Below are 20,216 nucleotides of genomic sequence, written 5' to 3' on the forward strand. Positions count from 1 at the left end.
CTGAAAAACTCATTCGCCCTTCCTTGCCAACTGTGTTGGCAGGTCGCCAAATGATGAAAATACGGCGCAGATCGGGCACCTGGCAGATTTGTCGCAACGAAAGATTCGGCCCCGTAGCGACGGGGTGTAGGGGTGTTACGCCCTCTAACGGTCTAAACGTATGACAGACGAGGCATCTTACTTACCAAAAACCAGAAAACGAGAAATTTCTGAACTTTTTAGTATTCTCACACTAAACGGTTGTTTAATTTGTGATTTCTGGAACTCTCCGGAAAACACTAGGTAAGTTCGGTGGCGAGGCTACGTATTCCTTTTACCAGCCCCATCCCCAGTCCCTCCAAGAATCACGCGCATCAAGCCGCGTTCCCGCCCTCGATCAGCCGCCTCTGTTATTAGGCCTCACCATGATCCGACCAAGTCATGACACTTGCGACGACGCTCAACGCTATGAGCGTTTCCTTGATTTATTCACCGCTGATCGCGACGGTATCTACGGTTATATTTTTTCTTTGTTGCCCAATCATGCCGATGCCGAAGACGTCTTCCAGAAGTGCTGTATCGTGCTCTGGCGTAAACTCGATCTCTACGTCGAGGGAAGTTCATTCTTGGGATGGGCGTGTACGGTGGCGCATTACGAAGTTCTCAATTTCCGTCGAACCGTCAAACACGATCGGCTTTGTTTCAGCCAAGAGTTGATTGAGCAACTGTCACATCAGCAGCAGGTATTGCAGGGCGGCAAGAGCCCGCGAAGTGAGGCCCTGCGGTCCTGTCTGCAGAAGCTCACGACGATGGATCGAGAATTATTAGACACACTCTACGGCCCCGATCAGAGCCTCGCTGAGCATGCCAAGGCAACGGGCAAGGCGTTGCAATCACTGTACAATCGCGCAGGGATGCTACGCCGCAAACTCGGTCAGTGTGTCCAGCAGTCGTTGCAGTTGTCAGGAGTTGACTCGTGATTAATCGATTGGAGGAGGGGCGATTTGACCAGTTGCTCAACGCCTTGATTGACCGGCGAATCACTGCTGTGCAGTTTGAGGAGCTGGGGTTTTTGCTGCTGGATGACCCCATCCGGCAGCGACGTTACCTCGATGAGATCGCGATTCATCTTGAGCTCGCTCAACTTCTACGATGTGATCGATACACTCCAGGAATTCCCGTCGAGATCGAGTCGGCGGCCAAGCGTTCTCGGTTGAGCCACTATCGAATGGGGCTGCTCGCATTGGCGATGACGATTCTGATCGTTGCGACATCAGCGGGCTTGCTAATCAAAGCAGGTCTCGGTGGGAGAGTTTCCGAATCGATGCCGCGAGGTGCAGACTTGATTCGTTCGCATGCTGCTGGCGAGGAGCTGTCAGCTCAGGTTGCGGTTGTATTGGCGCAGAATTCGAGTGCTGAGTTTTTTGGGACGATGCCGCCAGCCGTGGGTGCCACAATGGAGATGAATCGCCAGTACATCATGACGTATGGCTCGATCGAGTTGGCGTTCCCGAAAGGAGCGACAGCATTGTTGGAGGCGCCGGCAATTTTTTTGGTCGCCTCCACCGAACGATTGTATCTCGAGTCCGGCCAGTGTTCGGTGCACGCACCCGACGGAGCCGAAGGTTTTCAATTGGAGACACCCTTAGCAAATGTGATTGACCTGGGCACGCGATTCGGTGTCAGTGTTGATATCTCCGGGGAGACCAACGTGCAGGTGATCGAAGGAGCAGCGGAAGTTATTGAGAAGGATTTGCACGGTGCTCACCGAGCAGTGCCTGCTCTATTGAAGGCAAATGATGTTGGCGTCTATCCGGCGGATGTCGATCGCATTGAGAGCTCCCTTGAGTTCGACCCGTCGGCCTACCGATACGGTTTGCGAGATCGGATCCTCCAGTACAAGGCATCCATGTCTGAAAGTCCCGATGCACGCGGTGTCGAGGATCTGCTGTCGATCTCAGTGCAGCGAGGAGGTCGTCCGTATGACTATCGCATCGAACAGATGATTCCCTCTGAGATCACATCCTTCCGCTCTACACAGCCGCAAGAAGTCCAACCGGTCGCGTACCGGTTTGGCGACGAACGTCCGATCAGCGAGCTGCTGCGGTCTGATAATTCGCTCGATACGGGGATATTGAACCCAGGAGCGTCGAAGGTCCCGTTGACGACCAGCCCTGATGAGAACACCGTCGGAATGGCCCTCCGGTTCGCCCAACCTGTCGTCAATTCGGCGGGTCCGGACATTGTCTTATTTGAACTCCAAGGCTATGGCAACCCGAAGCAGGGGGATGCATTCCATGTCAGTCCACTTCAATTCCGCGAGGGCTTGCATTCGCACACCATTGGTGAGTTTGACATTCCAATGACGTCGCCGGAGGCACTGGAAGTAGCGGGATTTGGGCTGCTGCGATTCGAACATTCCATTGATTCGCTATCGGATTTGGATTCGGGACGATATTCCCGGCGCTATCGGCATTTCAACTTCCGCGCTTTGGCCGTAGGCATCGACCTGTCGGATTTGGGATATGCTGAAGGCGATGTGGTGACGGGAATGTTTCTGCAAGACGCCGACGATGATGATGATACGCACAATGGTGGATCGATGGTGGATCCGGTTTACGTGGGTGGGTTCCCCCCGATCTTGAGCGATCGGCAAGATGTACCGTCCGAACTGCCCGCTCGCAATGGAAAGATTTTTACTGAATGAATATTATGTCAGTCTATCGGTTTGCCGTACTCATCGTTGTGGTGACACTGGTCAACGTCGATCAAGTTCGTTCTCGCTGTAACGCCCACACGGTCGCGCATTGGGAATTCGGTAGTGAAGCGGCCATGCCGTTGGAATTGCACGGTGACGTCTACCGGGATCAAGAGGGGCCGCGGCCGCCTGAGTTCCCAGACTTCTCGAGCGACAACACAGCCCTGAGATTTGACGGGCGGGGATTTCTGACGCTCGACGATCCCGGGCCTAACAGCGACTTTGACTTCACCTCAGGCGATGAGATCACCTTGGAAGCGTGGGTCCGCATGGATGATCAGGGCAGTGGAGCGCCGATGTACATCATCGGTAAGGGCCGCAGTGGTGGCAAATCCGTGACGCGGGACAATCAAAATTGGGCGCTGCGTGTCGTCTCCGGCAATGAATTGATCAAAGGCAGCTTCCTATTTGCAACGCCCCGTTCACCGGAGGCCACAGGAGCCAGCGATCACTGGCATCGTTGGACAACCAATGCGGGTTTCGCGGTTGGATCCGGTTGGCATCATGTCGCTGTTTCCTACCGTTTCGGTGAGCCCGATTCGATCCGCGGCTGGATCGATGGGCAGCCGACCGACGGAACGTGGGATATGGGCGGCGCGACCTTCAAGAGTCCAGTGGTCGACAACGACGCGGTTTGGATTGGCTCGGCCAGTGGCGGCAATTTCGGCAACAGCTTTCGTGGCTGGTTGGATGGGGTTGCCGTGCACCGCGTTGCTCTGGATGACAAGGCGATGGCTTCGCGTTTCAATCGGCTCGGAGGCGCGCGAGTGATCGGGCCACAACCTGAAACGCAGCCGGGCCTCGGGGAAATTCCGCCTGGACAGGTTTTGATTAGCGTTGCCGAAGGGTTCGCTAGCAACACGCGGTGGCTCAATGAGAATGAGACTTGGCCTGCCGAGAGTGTGCGATACTACACGGATTCGTTTTTGCTGTCGCGCCTTCCGCTGCGATTTGATGAATGGGGCATTCGTAGCCGATGGGCGGACCCGCTCTTGGTCCGCATCGCCGGCGACGTCGAGTTGCCCGTGGGCAAGCATCCGTTTCTGGTGCGAACTCGCTCGCTGAGTCGTTTGTGGATTGATGGTGAGCTGGCCAACCGCACGCCCACGGTGAAGCGTCGGGGTGGCAACCTACAACCAATCGTTCCGATCCCCGATCCCTTAGTCCCCGGAGCCCGGCTTCTCCCCTTTCCGCAACAGGAGGTGTTCTTCGAGCATCAGATTGCGCCAGCAGACAGCGCCGCTGATCCTACCGATAGACAGCTCGGCCGACGCCGCGTTCGCGTCGTGCTGGAGTTCATCGTTGGTGGCGGTGGTCAGCGGATCGAGTCCGGTGAAGTGTGTGTCGCCATCCAGCCGAGAGGCGTCGGTCCTCTGCTCGTACTAACACCGGATTCAGCCTCACCACTCCAGCTCACCGACGAGGCAATTGAGCCGAAGCTAAGCCGTCTCGAAACGCAGTTGCGAGCGATCGATGATTTCAATCGAAAGCAGGCTGCAGATTCCCAGGCTGAATTCTGGCAGATGCGACATGATTTTGCCCGCGCCTGGGCACAGCAGGAGCTCGGTGATCCTGTTGAGAGATTCCTGCACGCCGAAAACAACCAAAATGTCGAGATCAATGTCGATGGTCGGAAGCATGTCATCGATCAGTTTGTAGAGCAGAAGATTTTGGCCGCGGGCGGTCGGGCGACCGAGTCCGATGGCACAGTTTCGACGCATTTTCACGAACAGGTGTTGCCCATTTTGCGTGACCAGTGCTTCCGCTGTCACAGCACGAAGATGCAGGGAGAGCTGCGATTGGACTCGCTCAGTCACGCCCTGACTGGCGGTGAATCCGGAGAGCCTGCGATCGTTCCTGGTGACCCAGATGCCAGCGAGTTGATTCTTCGGGTGCGCGACGGTGACATGCCGCCAACCGATGAGGGACTCAGCGCGGAACAAATCGCTGTGCTGGAAAAATGGGTTGCAGATGGCGCTCAATGGCCTGCAGTCGCCTCAACTGTCGCGAGCGGCAACGAGGTACCCCTGGTTGAGGACGCAGCTTTTCTGCGGCGCGCTTATTTGGACACAGTAGGCGTAGGGCCGACGCCAGATGAAGTTCGCGCTTTCCTCGCTGAGGACACACCACGCAAGCGAGAGGCAATCGTCGAGAAGTTGCTCAGCGATGATCGGTACGCTGATCATTGGGTCAGTTTTTGGATGGATCTGCTCGCCGAGAATCCTGGTCTGTTGAATGCTTCCCTCAACAGCACGGGCCCGTTTCGCTGGTTCCTGTATGATTCGCTACGGGACCGCAAGCCGCTCGACCGGATGGTAACGGAGCTGATTATGATGCGTGGAAGTGCATCGGATGGAGGCAGTGCCGGATTTGCACTCGCCGGTGAGAACGATTCACCCATGGCCGCGAAAGCGCACATCCTCTCGTCTGCGTTTCTTGGAATCGAGTTGCAATGTGCTCGCTGCCATGATTCTCCGTTTCATAGCACCACTCAAGAAGATCTGTTTTCCATTGCCGCGATGTTAAATCGCAAATCGTTATCGCCACCGAAGACGAGCCGCGTGCCTGCCGCATTCTTTGATGGCATCGGTCGCGAGTCGCTGATAAAGGTAACGTTAAAACCGGGGGCTCAGGTACAGCCTCAGTGGCCGTTCACCGCAGTAACAGGGACCGAAGACTCCGACGCGCTAAGTGCTTTGATGCACCAGCCCACGGACAGCCGCGAACGCTTAGCGGCGCTGATCACCGGTCCCCAGAACCAACGATTTGCGAAGGTTGTCGTCAACCATCTATGGAACCGTCTGATCGGTGCTGGTATCGTCCAGCCGCTCAATGATTGGGAAGGGCACACCGCGAGCCATCCAGAACTGCTCGATTGGCTGGCCTATGAATTGTTGACTCATGACTACGATCTCTGTCACGTTCAGCAGTTAATCATGACATCGGAGCTCTATGGGCGGCAGGCTCTCGGGACGAATCGCGATGCGAGCGCGGAGCAACGTTTCTTCCACGCCCCCGATCCACGGCGGTTGACGGCGGAATCGATTGTGGATTCACTGTTCGAGTCAAGTGGCCAACGCATGGATAGCGAAGAACTGACGTTTGTCCATGACGGTTCCGCCACGACGAGAACGCGGATGACGCTTGGCAAACCGCATCGTGGCTGGATGCTAGCGGGATTGAATAATGAACGCGACCGACCGAGTCTGTCGATGCCCCGTGCGCAAGCCGTGGTGGATGTCTTGCAGGCATTCGGATGGATTGCCGAACGCCAGCAACCGATCGCCCAACGCAACCAAGACGCCAATGTGCTGCAGCCCGGCATTCTGGCAAACGGCAATCTCACCATGTCTCTCACGCGTGCTAGCGCTCGCAGCCAGCTGGCCGATCTGGCGGTGCAAAGTGAAACGCCAGAGCAGCTTCTCGAAGAGCTGTTCCTGCGATTTTTGGCCCGCTACCCTAATCCCTCTGAGCGTGACACGTTCGTCAGTGCACTTGCAGTTGGGTTCGACGAACGCTTGCTGCCAAGCGATGAGATTGTGCCAGTCAGCCTCGCTGCACCGCTGCCACAATCGACGTGGACCAATCATTTGGTACCCGAAGCAAATCAGATCCAGCTGGAGTGGCAAGAGCGGGTAAGAAGAGGTCCCGACGCCGATCCGCGTTTGGAGGCCGTGTGGCGGCAACGCTACGAAGATGTGATTTGGAGTCTCGTCAACGCCCCCGAATTCGTTTGGATACCATGAAGCCCATTCGCAATCCCCCAAGGTCATCAATGTCTCAGTCAACACGCCGTCAGTTCCTGCAGACGAGCGCCGCAACGGCGGGTGCAATGTCGCTTCCTGCGTCTGCGATCTGCGGAGCCGCCGCACCGCTTGTTAAAGGCGACGCGGAGCATGTCATCTCCATCTGGCTCGGAGGTGGCATGGGGCAGATGGATACTTTCGATCCGAAACGGAAAGGCGATCCGAAGGCGAAGGTAGCGGGTTCGTACTACGATGCCATTGATACGTCAGTCCCCGGTGTTCAAGTCTGCGAGCATCTGTCGGGTGTCGCAAAAGTAATGGAACATGTCACTGCGGTGCGATCGGTTCATCACGAGGTGATTGACGAGCACGCGGCGGCAACGAATCGGCTTCACACTGGCCGCTCGATCAGCGGGACGGTGACCTATCCCTCGCTCGGATCGATGATTTCGCACGAACGAGGCAGCGCTGGTGACGGAGCGCCACCCTACGTCTTGATCGGTTACCCTAACGTCACCCGTGGTCCTGGATTCCTCGGTGCAAAGCATGGATATCTTTATTTAACTGACACGAGCCAGGGACCGGCCGGCCTGTCACCTCCGGCCGGGATCAGCCAGTCCCGCCAAGACCGTCGCCAAGCCTATCTGGCGGAACTGCGACGTACAACAGGAATGAGTGAAATGAGGGCGTTGGCTGAGTATGACGCTGTGATCCAGGAAAGTTTAAAGCTCAGTGGGCCGCAGTTTGGCTCGGTATTTAATCTCGACGAAGAGCCCGGTCACCTACGGAATCAATATGGCGGCGAGTTTGGCCAGCGATGTCTACTCAGTAGGCGTCTGGTTGAACGCGGCGTGCGTTTCGTAGAGGTCAGCCACAACTTGAACTTTCTCAATGGATCCGGTTGGGATGTGCACAACAACGGGATCGTCAACCAATACAAATTAATCGCGGAGCTGGACCAATCCCTGGCAACTCTGATCGCGGATTTGCGTAGCAAACAACTCCTCGACAAAACTCTGATTATGGTTACGACGGAGTTTGGACGCCCTGCGGATTTCGACAGCGGCGGTGGTCGTGGGCACCAGGGGACCGCGTTCAGCTGCGTGCTTGCCGGTGGGGGCCTCACTCACCGTGGCGCCTATGGCGAAACCGATGAGATTGCTAAACGTATCGTTGCGAATCCGGTGTCCATACCTGATCTCTTCGCGACCGTTTGCGCCGCCGTGGGCGTTGACCATCAAAAGAACTTGTACGATGGCGATCGCCCGATCCCAATCACCGACCAGGGCACACCGATTAGTGCGTTGTTTACTTAGCTGCCTCTTGATTTACCAGCCCGACGCGCCAGCGATGCAGTTCAGCTTTTGCCCTGCCTACGCTGGGGGGAGTGTTGTGCATTTGCACCGTGAAAGCAACTGTCGAAACAGTCGATCTAGGCGACCACGGTCGACCGTCCTGATCAGCGGTCGCCGACGCGTCGCCTGTCGGTGATGAACACGAGCGATTCGAAAGCAGTCGGGCTGCGCTCTGGTCTGGACGCAATGCAGAAATCACAATCACCATCGTCGTCGGGCATCGCCGGGACGTCTCCAGCTTCATCTGGTATGAAATCGGGCCCCTCGGCGTTGCTGTTTTGACTATGAGCTCGATCGAGAGAGAGCTACGCGGAAGACATGGATCGCCGATCTTCCCGCAGCGACATCGCGCACGGTCGCTCTTCGTGCTATGCTAGCGGGCTGATCGCTGCCCCACAGTGCCACAGCGTTGGTAGATAGTTTCCCGTTACGCTGTAGGAGTGTCCAAGACGGGATGCGTGCAAAAGTACTGAGGCAGGGGTAACGCTGCCAAGTCGCCAGAGTCCCCGGTTCCATTTTTTGATTTGTGCGAGAGTCTGATGCTATTTCTGTTGTTCGTTTTTGTCGCTGTGGCGGCATCCGTGTCGGCTGCCGATGAGTTCGCCCTCCACTCTTTCAAACGCCACCAGCTCTCGGACACGTACTTCTCCGAAGGTGCTGCGGTGGGTGACCTGAATGCGGATGGTATCCCGGATCTGGTTTACGGCCCGTATTGGTTCGAGGGACCGGACTTCCGCGAACAGCACGAGATCTACAAACCGGTTCCCCAAGACATGAACCGCTATGCCGATAACTTCTTTACATGGGTCGAGGATTTTAACGCGGACGGGTTTGCCGATGTTTTGGTAGTGGGATTGCCGGGCACGCCCGCATTCATCTTCGAGAACCCCCAAGACGGTTCCGCCAACGCTCATTGGCAGCGACACCGCGTGATGGAGGGCATTGGGAACGAGTCTCCGGAGTTCATTGACGTTGATGGTGACGGCCGTCGCGACTTAGTTTGCGCCCACGATGGGTTCTTTGGTGTCGCAACCTATGACCCCCAGAACGCATTCGAGCCGTGGGACTTCCATGCGATTTCTGAACCGAACGCTGCCAAAAGAACGCCCCATGGACTCGGAATCGGCGACATCAATAGCGACGGGCGCATGGACCTGATTCACGCTCACGGGTGGTATGAGCAACCAGAGTCGAATGCACTGACGACTCGATGGCGATCGTACAATGCGCCCCTAACCAGCGCCTACGGTGGGGCAGAGATGTATGCCTATGACGTGGACGGAGATGGCGACAACGACATCATCACCAGCAACGCTGCGCACGACTTTGGCTTGGGATGGTACGAGCAAGTACGCACGGGAGACGACATCACGTTCAAATATCACCGCATCATGGGGGCCAAACGCTCCGAGAATCAATACGGTGCTTTGTTCAGCGAACTGCATTCCGTTCATCTGGCTGATATCGATGGCGACGGACTGCAGGATATTGTGACTGGGAAAACCTATTGGTCACATCATCGGCAAAGCCCGATGTGGGACGCGGGCGCGGTTGTCTATTGGTTCAAGCTGGTGCGAGATGAGAACAGCATTCGCTGGGTCCCTCACTTGATCGACGCTGAATCGGGGATCGGTAGACAAATCGTCGTCGAGGACGTCAATGCAGATGGACTGCTCGACGTCGTGGTGGGCGGTATGAAGGGAGGCCATGTCCTGCTGCATCAGAAGGAAACTGTTGCGGAAGCAGACTGGAACGCGGCCCAGCCGAAGGTGTTTGCTGACTTCCAGCCCGAATCCACACCACAGCTTCGTAAAGCAAATGTTTCTAGCGTGAAGATGAGTCCGCGGACCGGCCGTGTGGCTGGTGCCATCGAAGCCGAAACGCTGACCTACTATGTCAGCGGCGGGAACGCGCGACCTCAGGATATGCGAGGATTCTCTTTAGATCGTTGGAGCGGACAGTCGCAACTGTGGTGGACGGGGGCGCAGCCGGGCGACTCTTTGACCATGGAGTTGCCAGAGTTCTCTGGGACGGTAGATATCGAGATCGTGCTGACGGGTGCGAAAGACTATGGCATCGTGCAGTTGTATCTCGATGATCAGCCGCTCGGTACTCCCATCGATCTCTACCAACGCGATGTCAAAACAACGGGGGTACTCAAGTTCTCTCAAAGGAAGGTTGACGGCAATCAGCACACATTGGGTGTGAAGATTACCGGATCCAATCCTTCAGCCGTAAAGTCGTTCATGTTCGCGATCGACTATGTGCGCGTCAAACAGGCTGATGGCAACTTCGTTCAGGGGATCAATCCGGAGGATGGTGTACTCCCGAAAACGGCTGACGGTCGCACGCTAGGTCTCGATTTCGAGAGCGGAACGTTAGCGGATTGGACGGCCACCGGGGACGCATTCCGAGACCAGCCTGTCCAAGGCGATACCGTATCGGCGCGACGGAATGATATGCAGAGTGATCACGAGGGTGAGTATTGGATCGGTGGTTACGAGCGGCATGGTGACGAGGCGACTGGCACGCTCACATCAAGTCCGTTCGTCGTGTCGGAGCCTTTCGCGACGTTCTTGGCCGCCGGTGGCAAGCACGACGAAACGCGGGTCGAGCTTGTGGAACATCAATCCGGTGATGTCTTCTTCGCGTATTCCGGTTCCAACAGCGAGACGCTGCAACAGGTGGTCGTGGATGTCAAAGCATTGCTTGGTAAGGAAGCCGTGATCCGTTTGATCGACGAGCATCAAGGAGGATGGGGACACATTAATTTTGATCATTTTCGCTTGCACAAAACGCGTCCCGCCAAACTGACCCCACCCAAGATTGTCCTCGAAGCGGACGAGTATCCGCATGCGGGTCTGCCCGCCGCTGAGGCTGCTGAAGCGATGAAGGTCCCCGCTGGATTTCAGGTCACTGTGGGGGCGGCGGAGCCCGACGTGCAGCAACCCGTCGCGATGGCGATCGACGACCGAGGGCGGGTCTGGATCGCGGAAGCGTTCGAGTATCCCGTGCGCGCGAAAGGTGATCAGGGCCGAGACCGCATCTTAATTTTTGAGGATACCGATGGTAACGGCTCCCTCGATAAGCGCACCGTGTTCGCGGAAGGCCTGAATCTCATCAGTGGGCTGGAGGTTGGCTTTGGGGGCGTCTGGGTCGGGGCGGCACCGTACCTGATGTTCATCCCTGATCGAAATGGTGACGACATCCCCGACAGTGCACCTCAGATTTTGCTCGATGGCTGGGGCTATCAGGACACCCACGAAACGCTCAATGCATTCATCTGGGGCCCCGATGGTTGGCTGTATGGTTGCCATGGTGTGTTCACTCACTCTCGCGTAGGCAAGCCGGGAACGCCCGACGAGGAACGCGTACCTGTGAATGCTGCGGTCTGGCGATATCACCCCACACGCCATCAGTTCGATATCTTTGCCCATGGCACCAGTAATCCGTGGGGCGTTGATTTCAACGACCGCGGTCAAGCTTTCATCACCGCATGTGTGATCCCGCACCTCTATCACGTCATTGAAGGTGCGCGGTACCAGCGTCAAGGCGGCCAGCATTTCAATCCGTACACCTACCGCGATATCACGACCATTGCTGACCATTTGCACTATCTCGGTGCGAATCCACACGGCGGGAATAATCGCTCGGATTCAGCGGGAGGAGGCCATGCTCACGCGGGGGCCATGATCTACTTAGGCGATGCCTGGCCTGAGGCCTACCGAGGCGAGCTATTCATGAACAACATTCATGGACAGCGGCTGAATGTTGATAGGCTGCAACCGCGTGGGTCCGGATATGTCGGCACGCACGGTCCGGATTTTTTACTGACCGGTGACCAAGCGTCTCAAATTCTAAACCTGCGATACGGACCTGACGGCAATGCGTGGATGATCGACTGGTATGACATGCAGGCTTGCCACCGCCGCGAAGTGAATATGCACGATCGTAGTAATGGCCGCATTTATAAAATCAGTTACAGCGAAACAGCAGGAGATTTGCCCGCAGCCCAGCCTGCCGCGGATCCGTTTGCATCGCGTGGCATCTCCCACTCGCTTGCGGAAATGTCCGACCGGGAGCTCGCCGAACTCGTGCTTCAGAGGAACGATTGGTTTGTGCGTCACGCTCGCCGGTTGCTTCAAGAGCGAGCCCTGCGCAGCGAAATCGATTTGGGTGCCCGGTCAAGGTTGCGTGAAATTGCCGTGACTCATGCAGATGATACCCGGCGTCTCCGCGCTGTCTGGGCACTACACGCCGTCTCCGGCTTGGACGAGGCATTCTTGCAAGCACTACTGAATGACCCAAGTCCGTACGTCCGTGGCTGGACCGTTCAACTCGCCATGGAGGTCTCGCAGAATGCCCCTTCGAACGCCATGTTGGAAAGGTTCATCGAACTTGCGCAGCAGGATCCATCTCCGGTGGTGCGTCTATACCTCGCATCGGCGGCGCAGAATCTCGACTTGAATCAACGCTGGGGATTGATTGAGTCACTGTGCACTCATGCGAGCGACGCCAACGACCATAATCTACCGTTGATGTACTGGTATGCAGCCGAACCGTTGGCGGACGTTGACGCCTCCCGAGCGCTGGCTCTGGCAATGCAGGCTGGCGTGGCCATTCCACTGGTGCAAGAGTTCATGCTGCGGCGGATCGGTAGCGCTGACGATGCGGGACGGTCGCTTGAGGTCCTGGTACAGGGTCTGGGTGAGGCCAAATCCAGGACGATCCAAATCGCCTTTTTGAAAGCAATTCGGTTGGCATTACGCGGTCAGCGGCGAGTGTCGCCGCCGAGGCAGTGGGGGGAAGTGTCGGCGCGGCTGATCCAAAGTGATGATGAGGAGGTGAGCACACAAGCCATCGCTCTGGGCGTAACCTTTGGTGATCCCGCTGCAACGGCCAAGATGCGTGAGCAGATCACAGATGGGAGTTTAAGTACTGAGCATCGGCTCATTGCGATCGAATCGTTGCTTGGTGCCAATGACCCTGAGTTGGTTCCATCCTTGATCACGCTGCTGGATGAGGACGAGGCCCTGCGTGAGGCTGCTATTCGTGGCATGGCTCAGTATGATTCTGGCGATGCGACGAACTCACTGTTGGCTCGCTACGACGACTTCACACCCGAACAACGGCGACTCGTTCTCGGTACGCTCTGTTCCCGGGCGTCTAGCGGACTAGCCCTGCTGCGTACCATTGAAGCCAAACAGATACCCAGCAGTGATTTAACCGCTGATTTGGTGCGTCAGCTTCAGCTCCTGCAGAATCAGGAGATTGGAGATCTGCTGACGAGTGTCTGGGGATCCGTTCGCGAATCCGATTCAGACAAGCTGGCGATGATTGCCCGTTACAAGGAACTGGTTGAGTCCGATACGGAACCGCCCGTTAACCTCGCCCTGGGACGGGCCGTTTTCGCCAAGACGTGTATGAAATGCCACGTGCTCTACGGGGTGGGATTCAAGATCGGCCCAGACTTAACGGGATCGAACCGCTCGAACCTCGACTACCTGCTCAGCAACATTGTCGACCCGAGCGGGGTGATGGCCAAAGAGTACCTCCCCACCATTCTATTGACCGACGATGGACGCGTTGTCAGCGGCCTGGTGAAAGCCGAAGACAATCGCTCGATCACGATTCAGTCCACCGACGCGGTGGTGATTGTGCCCAAGAATGAGATCGAAGAGCGTATTCTGAGTGAGAAGTCGATGATGCCAGAGGATCAACTGAAGCAGTTTAGTGATCACGAAGTCCGATCGCTCATCACTTACTTGCGGGGTAAGGAGCAGACGCCGATGTTGGCTTCGGACGAGGACCTCGCCCGGTTCTTCAATGGAACCGATCTGACAGGCTGGAGTGGTCGCGATGATCTATGGTCGGTTGAGAACGGTGAACTCGTGGGCCGCACGGACGGACTTGCGCAGAACGAGTGGATTGTTAGTGACTTGGCCGTGGGCGACTTCACACTGACGTTAGATGTCAAGTTGGTTGGCAATCGAGGAAACAGTGGCATTCAGTTTCGCAGTCATGCCCATGACGGCGAAGTTGCGGGCTATCAAGCAGACATCGGGGTTGATTGGTGGGGCAAGCTCTATGAAGAACACGGCCGTGGCTTGCTATGGGACCAACCGGCCGATGCGAAGGTGAATGTAGGCGATTGGAATCGCTATAAGATTGTCGTGAGCGGCCACCACATTCGCACCTATCTCAACGACGAACTCTGCGTCGATCTAGAAGACCCTGACGGCGCGGAATCGGGGATTATTGCATTCCAGCTCCACAGTGGCGGGAAGACCGAAGTGCGTTTTCGGAATATTCAACTAACACGTTAACGGTTCGAAACAAGAGCCTATCTCACTGAATAGTGGGCGCAACGTAAACGCAGGACGATCCAGAGACCGGTTGTCGGGCATCGTTGTCGCGGTAAACGCGACCTCGACTCCTTGGATGGGGGGTTAGTACCGGATTGTAAAGCCAGTGCGATCTGGTTGTGGATCACGGCAGTCGATCAGGGTCTCGTTGATTTTGTATTTCATCGAGTCAGCGACTCGCTTGGCAAGTTCTTTGATCGAGTCGGTCGGGCCCTGGACGTCCATGGTTACGTCACCGTCGGGTTCATTTCGGACAAATCCCGTGATCTCGAGTCCGCGAGCTTGTTGAATCGCATTGACGCGAAACCCGACGCCTTGAACGTCACCGCGATATCGAAATATTTTTCGTTCTATGTTCATGTTGGATTCTTTCCCGGAGTGGTTTCAACCGCAGTGAGCGAAGTGGCGTTTTCCGAATTGCTGCCCGTTGACATCCTACGGCTATTTCGGGCATGTTATCATGCATGTCCACACGCCGACGCGCCCGCGAAATAGTCCTGCAACTTCTTTACGAAGCCGATCTCAACGATTGGCGCGACGCGGATGCTTCACGCCGCTTCATCCGCTCTCGATTGCAGGGACGCACACTGTTGACCAATTTCGCCAGTGAGTTGCTCGACGGCACCATTGCTCATCGCGACGCGATCGATCGTGAACTCAAGCGATTGTCGACCAATTGGGCGCTCAGTCGAATGCCCGTGACGGATCGCAACGTACTGCGACTGGGAGCTTACGAAATCTTGTTCTCCAAAACACCGGGCCAAGTCGCGATTTCTGAGGCGCTAACCTTGGCACGCCGTTACGGGGGCGAGAATAGCCCCCGGTTTATTAATGGTGTGCTCGATCGGCTGTTCAAAAAGTCCATTGCGGAAAAAACGACAGTCGCCTCGGAATAGCCCGCAATGCGTTCTGCGTATACCGAAGTGCTGCGGGTCGCGGTACCACTGATGATTAGCACGGGCATGTTTTCGCTCGTGTTGTTTGCTGACCGTACACTGCTTTTCCAGCATGAGCCCGCCGAGATGGGCGCTGCCATGGCGGCGGGAAACCTGTTCTGGGTTTCGATCTGCGTGTTCGTTGGTATTGCGTCCATGACCGGCGCCATCGCCAGTCAATACGTGGGTGCGGAGCAGCGTGATCGGATCGGCGGGATGCTATGGCAATCCGTTTGGTTTTCGCTGGCGACGATGCCGCTGTTTTTACTGGCGGGTTATTATGCCGAGCCACTGTTTCGCTGGACCGATCAAGCACCTTCATTGATTCCCGCAGAGACAATTTACTTTCAGATTCTGATGTGGGGAGGTGCCGGTGAAGTCCTGCAGACCGCTCTATCGGGATTTTTCAGTGGCACGCACCGCACTCGCACGATCGCGGTCGTCAGCATCATTTCGGGACTCGTCAATCTGGTCCTGGATTGCGTTCTGATCTTTGGGCTCGATCCGGCGTGGTGGGGCGGAGAGGGGCCTCGGGTATGGGAACTTGGGATCGCGGGGGCAGGGATCGCGAGCGTGATATCGTTTTGGTTCAAAGCGGTTTGCTATGGAGTGATCTTGCTAAGACCCCAATTTCGGTCGACTTACGGTATCGCGCGAGGATTGGGGCTGGATCGCCGCATGATGGCGAGGTTGATCTACTTTGGGTTTCCGGCGGGGCTGATGTACGCGACCGAGGCGGGGGCGTTCACAGTGATCGTGTTAATGATCGGTCGCCTTGGTGATGTGCCGCTGCAGGCGACGACCATGGCAATTAATTTTAATATGATCGCCTTCATTCCGTTGGTAGGTTTGTCGATCGCCGTTTCGGTATTGGTGGGTAATCACTTGGTTGGCAGTGGTCCGGCGCGGGCCGTCCGTTGTGTGTGGGCGGCGTTGACAATTGCCTGGGCCTATTCGGCTGCCTGGGCATTGATCTACTGGTTTGGCGCTGAGACCATGATTTCGTTGTATTCGATCAATCCGGCTGCGACGACGATCCCTCACGACGCGAAGCTGGCTTTACAAACGGCCCAGGGGCTGCTGGGTTTTGTTGCCATTTACGTACTCCTCGATGCGACTCAGCTGATTCTCGCCGGCGCACTTCGGGGGGCCGGAGATACGTGGTTCGTGCTGCTCGCTGGACTGTGCGTTTCGGTGATCACCTTGACGATTGGGTTTGCATGGGAGCCGGCATGGCAACCCGCTTTGTGGGGCGAGAACGCCTCGACGGGGGCGGCCGAGTTTGGCTCGATGTCCGCGTCGGTATCGGCAGTGCTGTACTGGTGGTGGAAGGTCATCACCGCATTTGTCGTCCTGTTAGCCGCTGCCATGACGGCGAGATATCTGCAGGGCTCTTGGAAAAAGATGCGAATGGTTTGAGCGAGCTTGCTCAAACCTTGTCATGCCCTAACGCAGCGTTGAGGCTTCGGCCGTGGTGGAGCGAATCATGCTTGGGAACCAAGACTCCAGCGTTTGGCTGACTCCACTGAGGGTGCGGCGTTGAATCGTGGGTGCGGAGATCGGTCCGTCCACTTCGACCGTGAAAAATGTATAGCGGTTATCGCGGAGCGGACTGATGACTTTGCTGAACAAGTTAGTCGGACTGACCTTCGTATTGAATGTTAGGTCGAGATGTTCCAGTCGTGAAAGAGTTCCACTTCCATCCAAAGCGATCAGGTCTCCCCATACCGACAAGCGGTTGAAATTCACGTCCTCGCCAAAGATGGCGAATTCCGATTGGGCGTCGGTGAAGGCGACGTCTTCGGTGGGAGTGATGCGCAGGAGGTTGAAAAACTGCACCAGCATCGGTAGCTCGTAGATATTGGCACCGCTGACCCGTGCGGTGCCGGCACCTTTGAGCAAGTCCGAATCACCGAGCCGCCCATCCAGACGCGAGTTGGAATCGAACCGACCAGTAATTCCCGAGCGTGTCTGACCCATCTCGGAGAGAATCGTTGCGATCTGAGCATTTTCCATGGAAACCCCCACGTCGAAGTCGCCACTGGACAGTGCGACCGTGCCACTGACGTCGAGCTTTCCGTCAAACATACTTCCAGAAATGGGGGGGCGAGTGGACTGTGCAATCGCATCGGTGGCACCGCCACGTTGCAGTTGGCCGCTCGCGGTCAGCGGCAGCCCTGAGACAGGGTCAATGTCGCTGGCCAGCGTTCCCAGCCGCAGTTCATCACCCAGGATTGAAAATGGCCCTGTCAAGGAGGTGACCTGTAACCCATACGCATGTAGCGAATCCACGGCGAGCTCGCCGCCGGCCCGCAGCAGCTCACCGTCTTTAATTCCACGAATCATGATCTCACCGCGTAGGGAGTGAACCGGCCCTACGTCGGCAATCCGATTTCCTTCGAGCTGCAGTGCGAGATCCCAATTGATGACAGGATCGTCGGACTCAGTTTGAGCCAGCAGAATGTTAGTGACCCCTCGCAATCCCAGTGGCCCACGGAGATCGAGCCCGCGCATGGCCCAACTCATCTGCTCCGGCAGCGCAGCGATCAGCTCATCATCGGGAATCAGTCGGCAGCCACTCTGCAAGTCCATCGTCAGTAACCATTGTCCCGATGGTTCAGCCTGGCATACACCGTCGGCGATTAAACGCGAGGCGTCGTGGCGACCTCGCAAATCCACGATACGGACCACCCCATCGTGATAACCCACCCTCCCGCCGACGATATCAATTCGGTAGGGGATCGCTTTGGGGCGGATACTCAGCGGGTTCGGGTTTGCGCGAGCTTCCGTCTGATGGGAGGCATCGAGTGACAATTCAAGCGGGTTGCCGCCGGACTGATGTATCTGGACGTCGAGTTTGTCGAGCGTGCCTGCAGGAGACAGCGCATCCCAAACCGAACGAGACGATTCTGGTAGTGAGACGCGGAGGGAATGTTCCATCGCTAAATCGGCGACGCGGAACCGCAAACTCAATTCCGATGGCGATTGCCGTGCCGGCATCTGATAGAGACCGTCACATGCAATTTTGGCTGCCCCCGCGTTATTAGCGGTAAACCCAATTAATCGCACGAGATCGTCTTCGACTTGAATGCGACCAGCAACGTTATAAAGCGGATACGCGAAGTTCGTGTATCGGAGGGTGCCACCAATGACGCGCAGGTCAATTTGCCGGTGGGTGACCCCTGCGGCGTCCGTTCTGATAGAGGCGGACGCGAGTTCGATGGCCCCTCGCGGTTGGAGCGATCGAACAAACTGTTCAAGCTTGGATGACCCCGATCCAGGAGACGTTGTTTTCCCGCCTGAGAATTCCCGTTCAGTCAGGGCCGAGATCAATGCGTTGTCGATTGCGATTGCTCCGTCGGACTGAATCACGATGGACTTTTCTGGTGAACTGGCGAGGACAGTGCCCTCCTTCATTGGGACATTGAAGACGCAGTGGATAGGCCGTCCACCTGCCACGCCGGTCAGCCGCCGGGTGTCGACCCTGCCATTGGCAATTCGGATCTCCCCACGTAGCTGCTGCACCGGGTAGGGAAACTTATCGAATCGAACATCCACACCCTTGCACTGCACGTGGGCCTGGAGCTCCCAAGGCTCGTCGTTCAAAGGGTTGCTGTGGAACTGTTCGGCCGTGAGGTCGATTCGACCAGCAGGCCGAAAACGATCAAATAGCTCGCAGCTTTTCGCGGGCAGCGAACGTCTGAGTCCTTCATTGAGCTGCAATTCTTTCGCGGAGATTCTAAATTTACAGTTCGTCAGCTTCGCGATCAGGCGCGAGTCGCCTAGCGGAAGTGACACGAAGTCAGACCGTTCCTGTAGTCGCTCTAAATAGCTTGAGGTCACCGAATCTGAATTTGCAATAGCGATATCGAGGTCACTCGACGCCTCAACATGACAGGTCGCATCTCCAAACCGTGCCTCGGTGGGGAGCAGTTCGAGCTTTTGCTCCGTCAGGTGCACGCGACCGCGAAGTTGTTCAAAGCGGTCTGGTAAACGCTTGTCCGCGTAACCGCCGTCCCGCACCACATAGTCGACATCGTACTGGAGCGAGTTCGGATTCGAGGGATGGTCACCATCAGGCATCGTGCCCAGCTGAAACTGCACATTCAAATCGCCTGCGACGCTGAACTGAGCGTCTACGGGCAGGCGTTGCGGCAGCCATGTTTCAACGTGTGCTAACAGTCCATCGGTCAGACGCAGGTCTGAGATGCGTGACTTGAGGCGCGTCTGAATGAGCTCGCCGTGCTGCAACGTCTGCAAGATTTCTAAGTCGCAACGGCGATACAAGTCGCTATCGCCACGAATGGCAATTTTTCGGCTCCCATCGCAAATTCCAAGGATCTCATCGGTCGTGTCGATCGCCACTTCAGACCAATGGAACGTGAGAGTCTGATCTTGGTCGTTCGAACGCGCATCAGCCGGGAGAGGCAAATTGATCGCACCTGGCATCGGGGCGTCCGCTTTGGGGGCCACAGATAGGTTCACCCGAACTTCCCTAAGCTCGATGCGCGGGCAAACTGGACCGAGTCGAGGTGGCGGCCACAAACCGGCCAGTGATAGCTTGCCATCGGACTGCAGTCGCACGTCGGCGGCGACACCCTCAATGACAATTCGACGCGTCTCCACTGGATTGCGCTGATCGAGCAGTTTCTGGACGTCTATTTCGGCGAACGCGGTAATCCGCTTGATCTCCACCGCGGGCCGGCTACTCCATTTTTTAATCAGGGACTCGCCGATTGCCGCAGCACGGCTCTTGCCGCTACGCGCTGCTTGGTCTGGTGAAACTCGTGGCGAAAGTCGGATGTCATCAAATTGCAATCCCACGCCGGGGCGATAGACACCACGGCCTACCGAGACGTCCCATTCCTGGTAATGGTCGGCGAGCTGCTTTTCAAAAATACGTCGTGCTTGCTCCCCAATGGTTTGCGGCCCAAGAGTGCGGACGACAATCACGATCGTCAGGCATACCAATACCAATACCAACAACGTTTGCAGACGTTTGCGGCCGGTGACTGGGCGTGCATGGGAGTCCTGTGTCGTCAACGCAGGCGTCTCATCCGTGAGAGCAACTGTTTCAG

The 20,216-nt window shown here is 56.6% G+C and carries 9 protein-coding genes; 7 read left to right on the top strand and 2 right to left on the bottom strand.

The window, feature by feature from the left end:
* Nucleotides 1–404: 404 nt before the first annotated feature.
* The 5 genes from Poly21_RS09985 (at nt 405) to Poly21_RS10005 (ending at nt 14,164) form a co-directional block, all read left to right on the top strand.
* On the top strand, nt 405–959 hold the full coding sequence (locus Poly21_RS09985) for a sigma-70 family RNA polymerase sigma factor (RefSeq protein ID WP_146406663.1): 555 nt from the start codon (nt 405–407) through the stop codon (nt 957–959).
* Complete coding sequence (locus Poly21_RS09990; protein ID WP_146406664.1) at nt 956–2,686, top strand: FecR domain-containing protein; 1,731 nt, start codon at nt 956–958, stop codon at nt 2,684–2,686. The genes Poly21_RS09985 and Poly21_RS09990 overlap by 4 nt, the downstream gene beginning before the upstream one ends.
* Nucleotides 2,683–6,483, top strand: a complete 3,801-nt coding sequence (locus Poly21_RS09995) for a DUF1553 domain-containing protein (RefSeq protein WP_146406665.1) — start codon at nt 2,683–2,685, stop codon at nt 6,481–6,483. Before Poly21_RS09990 ends, Poly21_RS09995 begins: the two co-directional genes overlap by 4 nt.
* A gap of 29 nt (nt 6,484–6,512) precedes the next feature.
* Complete coding sequence (locus Poly21_RS10000) at nt 6,513–7,799, top strand: DUF1501 domain-containing protein (RefSeq protein ID WP_146406666.1); 1,287 nt, start codon at nt 6,513–6,515, stop codon at nt 7,797–7,799.
* Between the two features lie 578 nt (nt 7,800–8,377).
* Nucleotides 8,378–14,164: a PVC-type heme-binding CxxCH protein gene (locus tag Poly21_RS10005; RefSeq protein ID WP_302118356.1), complete on the top strand. Its 5,787-nt coding sequence runs from the start codon at nt 8,378–8,380 to the stop codon at nt 14,162–14,164.
* A gap of 123 nt (nt 14,165–14,287) precedes the next feature.
* On the opposite strand, the gene Poly21_RS10010 is transcribed toward Poly21_RS10005, so the two are convergent.
* The gene (locus tag Poly21_RS10010) at nt 14,288–14,563 is read right to left on the bottom strand and encodes an acylphosphatase (RefSeq protein ID WP_146406667.1); all 276 of its coding nucleotides are present in this window, start codon (nt 14,561–14,563) and stop codon (nt 14,288–14,290) included.
* Between the two features lie 92 nt (nt 14,564–14,655).
* On the opposite strand from Poly21_RS10010, the gene nusB reads away from it, so the two are divergent.
* Nucleotides 14,656–15,099, top strand: a complete 444-nt coding sequence (gene nusB, locus Poly21_RS10015; RefSeq protein WP_302118358.1) for a transcription antitermination factor NusB — start codon at nt 14,656–14,658, stop codon at nt 15,097–15,099.
* Nucleotides 15,100–15,105: 6 nt separating this feature from the next.
* Nucleotides 15,106–16,557 (top strand): MATE family efflux transporter, encoded by a 1,452-nt coding sequence (locus tag Poly21_RS10020; RefSeq protein WP_146406669.1) that lies wholly within the window; start codon nt 15,106–15,108, stop codon nt 16,555–16,557.
* A 27-nt stretch (nt 16,558–16,584) separates the two neighbouring features.
* On the opposite strand, the gene Poly21_RS10025 is transcribed toward Poly21_RS10020, so the two are convergent.
* Nucleotides 16,585–20,181 carry a hypothetical protein gene (locus tag Poly21_RS10025; RefSeq protein ID WP_302118359.1) on the bottom strand — a complete coding sequence of 1,199 codons (3,597 nt, stop codon included), beginning with the start codon at nt 20,179–20,181 and terminating at the stop codon, nt 16,585–16,587.
* Nucleotides 20,182–20,216 lie beyond the last annotated feature (35 nt).

It is taken from the genome of Allorhodopirellula heiligendammensis (assembly GCF_007860105.1).
In the GTDB taxonomy this organism is placed as follows: domain Bacteria; phylum Planctomycetota; class Planctomycetia; order Pirellulales; family Pirellulaceae; genus Rhodopirellula; species Rhodopirellula heiligendammensis.